This is a genomic window from Saccharopolyspora sp. (assembly GCF_017434145.1).
GTDB classification, from domain to species: domain Bacteria; phylum Actinomycetota; class Actinomycetes; order Mycobacteriales; family Pseudonocardiaceae; genus Saccharopolyspora_C; species Saccharopolyspora_C galaxeae.
Map to the genome: position 1 here is coordinate 1 of NZ_JAFRFW010001031.1, position 5,565 is coordinate 5,565.

At 70.4% G+C, this 5,565-nt stretch carries 6 protein-coding genes; 3 read left to right on the forward strand and 3 right to left on the reverse strand.

Features of this window, described 5'->3' with window-relative positions; translation table 11 throughout:
• The 3 genes from IJH84_RS28190 to IJH84_RS28200 form a co-directional block, all read left to right on the forward strand.
• The coding region (locus IJH84_RS28190; protein WP_295150979.1) for a methyltransferase at positions 1-966 on the forward strand (966 nt) is incomplete at its 5' end.
• Positions 966-1,391 (forward strand): D-aminoacyl-tRNA deacylase, encoded by a 426-nt coding sequence (gene dtd, locus IJH84_RS28195; RefSeq protein ID WP_295150981.1) that lies wholly within the window; start codon positions 966-968, stop codon positions 1,389-1,391. The genes IJH84_RS28190 and dtd, both read left to right, overlap by 1 nt.
• A gap of 429 nt (positions 1,392-1,820) precedes the next feature.
• Entirely contained in the window at positions 1,821-2,795 is a 975-nt protein-coding gene (locus IJH84_RS28200; protein ID WP_200071271.1) for a sigma-70 family RNA polymerase sigma factor, read from the forward strand.
• Between the two features lie 212 nt (positions 2,796-3,007).
• Here the strand turns inward: IJH84_RS28200 and IJH84_RS28205 are convergent, their stop codons facing one another.
• The 3 genes from IJH84_RS28205 to IJH84_RS28215 all read right to left on the reverse strand — a co-directional run.
• The gene (locus tag IJH84_RS28205; protein WP_295150983.1) at positions 3,008-3,757 is read right to left on the reverse strand and encodes a tyrosine-protein phosphatase; all 750 of its coding nucleotides are present in this window, start codon (positions 3,755-3,757) and stop codon (positions 3,008-3,010) included.
• Positions 3,758-4,025: 268 nt separating this feature from the next.
• Positions 4,026-4,364 (reverse strand): hypothetical protein, encoded by a 339-nt coding sequence (locus tag IJH84_RS28210; RefSeq protein WP_295150985.1) that lies wholly within the window; start codon positions 4,362-4,364, stop codon positions 4,026-4,028.
• Between the two features lie 241 nt (positions 4,365-4,605).
• Positions 4,606-5,565 (reverse strand): alpha/beta fold hydrolase (locus IJH84_RS28215; protein WP_367269112.1); only part of this gene is annotated, 960 nt, incomplete at its 5' end.

Genomic DNA, 5,565 nt, shown 5'->3' on the forward strand with positions numbered 1-5,565 from the left:
ACGGACGTGTCGCAGCGCGCGCTGGCACTGGCCGCGGCGACGTTCCGGCTCAACCGCATCGACGTGGAACTCGCCGCGGGCGAGTGGTTCGAGCCGGTGCGCGGGCAGCGGTTCGACCAGGTCGTTTGCAATCCGCCGTTCGTCGTCGGCCCGGCGCGCACCGACTACGTCTACCGCGACTCCGGGCTCGCGGGCGACGACGCGAGTGCGCTGATGGTGCGGCAGCTGCCGTCGTTCCTGAACGAAGGCGGTACCGGGCAGTTGCTCGCCTCCTGGCTGCACCGCAAGGGCGAGGACTGGCAGGACCGGGTCGCCGGCTGGCTGCCGCCCGGCGGCGTGGACGCCTGGTTCGTGCAGCGCGACGTCGCGGACCCGGCGCTCTACGTCGGGACCTGGTTGCGCGATGCGGGGTTCGATCCGCGTTCTGCCCTCGGGCGCCGCAAAGCCGCGGAATGGTTGGACTGGTTCGCGGCGAACGACGTCGAGGGCGTCGGGTTCGGTTTCGTCACGTTGCGCCGTGCCGGGTCCGAACGCGGCGAAGTCGTCTGCGAGGACCTGCGGCAGGCGTTCGACGATCCGCTGGGGCCGGAGAGCGATGCGTGGCTGCGCCGGGTCGACTGGCTGCGCGAACACGGCTCCGCGGAAGGATTGCTCTCGGCGCGGCTGATGACCGCGTCCTCCACCGTGCTGGAGGAGTTCGCCTCGCGCGGCGACGAGGGCTGGGAGCGGTTCCTGCACCGGCTGCACCGCACCGACGGTCCCGGCTGGCAGCACGAGATCGACGAGCTCGGCGTGCGGCTGCTCGCCGGCTGCCACGGCGCGATGCCGCTGCGGGATCTGGTCGAGCTGCTGGCGATCGGTTCCGGGGAAGATCCGGAACAACTCGCCGAAGCCGCGGTGCCGATGTTCCGCGAACTCGTCCGGCACGGAATGGTGATCCCGGCGGAATGGGCGGACGACGAGTAATGCGGGCAGTGGTCAGTCGCGTCGCGCGGGCATCGGTGACCGTCGACGGCGCGGCGGTCGGCAAGATCGAAGAACCCGGGCTCCTGGTGCTTTTGGGTGTGACACATTCCGACGGCTCCGAACAGGCCGCCAGAATGGCCCGCAAACTGCACGAGATTCGGGCGTTGCGCGACGAGGAGTCCTGCGCCACCACCGGCGCCCCGCTGCTGGTGGTGAGCCAGTTCACGCTGTACGGCTCGACGCGCAAGGGTCGGCGCCCGTCGTGGACCGAGGCCGCCCGCCCTGAGCAGGCCGAACCGGTGGTCGACGAGGTCGTCGAGCGTCTCCGCGAACGCGGTGCGCGGGTGGCGACCGGGGTTTTCGGTGCGGAGATGGCGGTGGACAGCGTCAACGACGGACCATTCACGTTGTTGATCGACGCTTGAATGTAACGCCGGTTCTCAGCAGATCCTCAGACTGCGCGGAGCAACGGATGTGACGGCCGCGACGTCTGCCGGTGGAGAAGTCCGGGAACGAATTCGAGGTCACGTTCGTTTTACAGGTATCCAGCTTCGACAGTCCGGCCCACGGCCGCACACCGCCGCACCGAGCGAAGGCGTGCGGCGCGGCTCGGCCGGGCGCGGAGTGGAGCCACAACACCCAACACGGCGCACCACTCCGAACTGACAGCCCGGACGAGACCAAAGCGGCACCGCTCACCACAACGGCACCGCACCGACCAGCAGACAAGCACAACCGTCCACATACGGAAGGCGTGCCCGATCGGCCCGCAACACCGAGCGTACGCGGACTCGGCACCGCGCAGCCAGCGCCGTGAGCACGCCCGCAAGCCAGCCCGTCAGGGAGGGAGCTCAATGACCGTCCCGCAGACCAACCACCCCACCGATGTCTCCGTCGAGGCGGACCTCGACGGCCAGGGGCCGTCGGCCGACCTGGTCCGGGTCTACCTCAACGGCATCGGGCGCACCGCGCTGCTGTCCGCGCAGGAGGAGGTCGACCTCGCCAAGCGGATCGAGGCCGGCGTCTTCGCCAAGCACGTGCTGGACACGGAAAGCAACGTCGCGCCCGAACGCCGCAGCGACCTGCGGGCGGTGGTGCGCGACGGCCGCACGGCCAAGAACCACTTGATGGAGGCCAACCTGCGCCTCGTGGTCAGCCTCGCCAAGCGCTACACCGGCCGCGGCATGCCGCTGCTGGACCTGATCCAGGAGGGCAACCTCGGGCTCATCCGCGCGGTGGAGAAGTTCGACTACACCAAGGGCTTCAAGTTCTCGACCTACGCGACCTGGTGGATCCGCCAGGCCATCACCCGCGGCATGGCCGACCAGTCCCGCACCATCCGGCTGCCCGTGCACCTGGTGGAACAGGTCAACAAGCTGGCCCGGATCAAGCGCGACCTGCACCAGAAGCTCGGCCGGGAGGCCACCGACGACGAACTGGCCGCCGAGAGCGGGCTGGCGACGGAGAAGGTCGTGGACCTGCTCGACCACTCCCGCGACCCGGTGAGCCTGGACATGCCGGTCGGGGCGGAGGAGGACGCGCCGCTCGGCGACTTCATCGAGGACGCCGAGTCCGCCGACGCGGAGAACGCGGTGATCTCCGGTTTCCTGCAGGACGACCTGCGCCGGGTGCTGTCGACCCTGGAGGAGCGGGAGACGGCGGTGATCCGGATGCGCTACGGCCTCGAGGACGGCCAGCCGCGCACGCTGGACCAGATCGGCAAGGCGTTCGGGCTCTCCCGCGAGAGGGTGCGCCAGATCGAGCGCGAGGTGATGTCCAAGCTGCGCCAGGGCGACCGGGCCGACCGGCTGCGCGCCTACGCCAGCTGAGGACAGCGCCGTTGACACGTGACTTTCGTCACGGAAGCATTCGGCAGTGAACGTTCGCGACCGGTTTTCCGGTCGCTCACCCCGGAAGGCCGGACTCGCCGCAAGGGCGGGTCCGGCCTTTCGCATGTTCGCCCGGTGGTTCAGCGCTTGCAGCGCTGCTCGAGGTTGTGCTCGCCGAGCCCAGCGCTAGCCGCACACAGCGCTGGCCGGACTCAGGATTCAGCGCCGGTCTCGTCCAGGAAGCGCCGCCGCCAGCGCGACAACTCGTCCTCGGTGACCCCGTGCTCGGCCAGCCAGCCCGCCGCGGCACCTTCGTGCTCCTCGAACCGCGACAGCACGCCTTCGATGGCCTCCACCGGCGTGGAGATCAGGTCCCGCACGTCCTCCTCGGTGACCCCGGGCGGCAACGCGGGCGCCATCTCCAGGCGTTGCAGCACGCGGAACATGTTCCGATCGGTCCGCACGTAATCCGCGATGATCGCGTCCCGGCGCACGCCCACCGCGCTGAGCAGCATCGCCGAGACGACCCCGGTGCGGTCCTTGCCCGCGGCGCAGTGCACCAGCACCGGCCCGTCCGCTTCCAGCGCGAGCCGGAACACCCGCACCAGCTTGTGCGCGGCTTTGTCCAGCATCAACTCGTAGAGCACCGGCAGCGGATGGTTCACCTCCGCCGAGTGGATGCCCGCCAGCAGCTCGATCTGGTGCACCTGCGCCTCCGCGGCGAGCGGGTGCGCGACCCCGTTGAGTTCGGCGGCATCACGCAGGTCGAGCACCACTCGCGGTGGCCACGCGTGCTCCTCCGGCGCGCGGTCGCCGTTCCTGGGTGCGTCGCTGCGCAGCACCACTCCCGAACGTGTGAGCACGCCGTCCTCGGCGGGGACGCCGCCGAGGTCCCGCAGGTTCACCAGCCCGTCGAGCGCGCCCACCGCCGGATCCGTCATGGACACCCGAGTCCCTCCCATCGATCGTCTCCGACGAACAGCGTCGCAGGTGGGCAGGACCGGCGACAGACCCGACCCGGCACAGCGGTTCAGCAGTGCGTTCGGCGTGGTCGGCGGGCTTGTTCGCGCGATTCCCGGCCCGCAGGAGTCGTTCGCGCGATGAGACGGGCCGGGAGGCGCCCGTGGCACCTCCCGGCCCTCGCTACACACCACTCACGCGCGAACGCACTTCTCCCGCAGGAGCCCCACCTCCTGCGGGAGAAGTGCCTGCGGCGCGCAGGTCCGCACGTCAGCGGCGCGGTACCTGCACGTCGCGCTCTTCCAGCACCACGGTGCGCTGGTCCAGCGGCTGGTCCAGTTGGACCGCGACCGGCGGGTGGCGCAGGTCCATCGTGCAGATCCCCGGCGGTTCCGGGGTCTCGTTGACCAGCAGGACCTTCACCTGCTGGGCGTTCTGGTCGGCGACCTCGGCGTGCACCTTGCTGCAGCCGCCTTCTTGACCGGTGGTGACGACGACGTTGCCACCGTCCTGGGTCCACACCCGCGGCGTTCCGGACTGCCCGGGTATGTTGGCCTTGATCAGGTTCGCCGGTACCGGTGTGCGTTCTTGCTGAGGTTTCGGCTGCACCGGTGCCGGAGGTTCCTGCGGTGCGGGCGGCTGCCCACCGAAACCGACGTCTCCTTGCTGTCCGGCGCAGGCGGAAAGCGCTAGGAGCAGGGCGCCTGCGCCCACTGTGGTGTGTAGCGGTCTCATGCCCCGAAGACGGGACCGGGCCGCATCGAGGTTGCTCGGAAATCGGATTCTCCGGACGCGCACTGTGGACCACCGCCCATGATCAACGCATCCGCAGGTCGAGCAGTCCCGCCGGTCAGCCGCTTTCGGCCGCCGGCTCGACAGCGGCGGCCACCGCCCACTCCCCGATCCAGCGGGCCAGTTCGTCGCTGTTGTGCACCCAGGCGTAGTGCCCCAGCTTCGCCGCGCCCGCGATCTCGCACGAGTAGTGCCGCCTGGTGCGCGCGGACCGCGCGGCCTTGCCCGCCAAGTGGTCCACTGAGGACTCCGGGGCGAGTTCGTCACCGTCCATGGTGACCGTCAGCAGCGGAACGTCCGATGCGGCCAGCGCGGCTTCGTAGTCGGTGTCCGAGCCACCGAGGCGGTAGCGGCCGGAACGTCCCTGCCTGGCCCAGTCGCGCATCACCCCGGCCGGCTGCCTGCCACCGAAGCCGAGCCGCTCGCCCGGCCAGCAGCCCAGCACCGCGGACAACGCGGCGACCACCTGCGTGCCGGCCAGGTTCTTCCACGCGCGGCTGCCCTGGAAGCTGCGGAACCACACCGAACCGGAACCCAGCAGCGTCACGCCGCTCACCCGATCCGGATGGCTCGCGGAGTACAGCAGCGCGACCTGCCCGCCGAGGCTGTGACCGAGCAGGAAACGCGGCGCCTGCGGGAAGTTGCGCGCGACGAGGTCCACGACGGCGCCGGTGTCGTCGATCAGGTCCTGGTACCCGAAGCGGATGCCGCGCCGCGCGCGGGGCAGCGCCTCCCCCTGCCCGCGCAGGTCGAAGCTGACCACCGTCCGGCCGCGGGCGGCCAGCGAGCGCAGGAACGGCTGGTAGTAGCGGGCGGGCACACCCATCGCAGGCAGCACGATCATCACCGGCGAAGCGGGATCCGCGCCGCGGTGCGCGCGGATCGTCAGCTGATGGTCGCCGGCCTCGACGGTGCCCAGCTCCACGAGTTCCAGGTCGTGCACGGCGGATCTCCCTGCCTCGACCGGCACACCATAACCGGACCGCGTCGGTCTCGTAGTGGAGGTCGCTCTCAGCGG

Bases quoted from the DNA above. Each gene is read 5' to 3' on its own strand.
- dtd (WP_295150981.1), top strand. From the start codon at position 966: ATGCGGGCAGTGGTCAGTCGCGTCGCGCGGGCATCGGTGACCGTCGAC.
- IJH84_RS28200 (WP_200071271.1), top strand. From the start codon at position 1,821: ATGACCGTCCCGCAGACCAACCACCCCACCGATGTCTCCGTCGAGGCG.
- IJH84_RS28205 (WP_295150983.1), bottom strand. From the start codon at position 3,757: ATGGGAGGGACTCGGGTGTCCATGACGGATCCGGCGGTGGGCGCGCTC.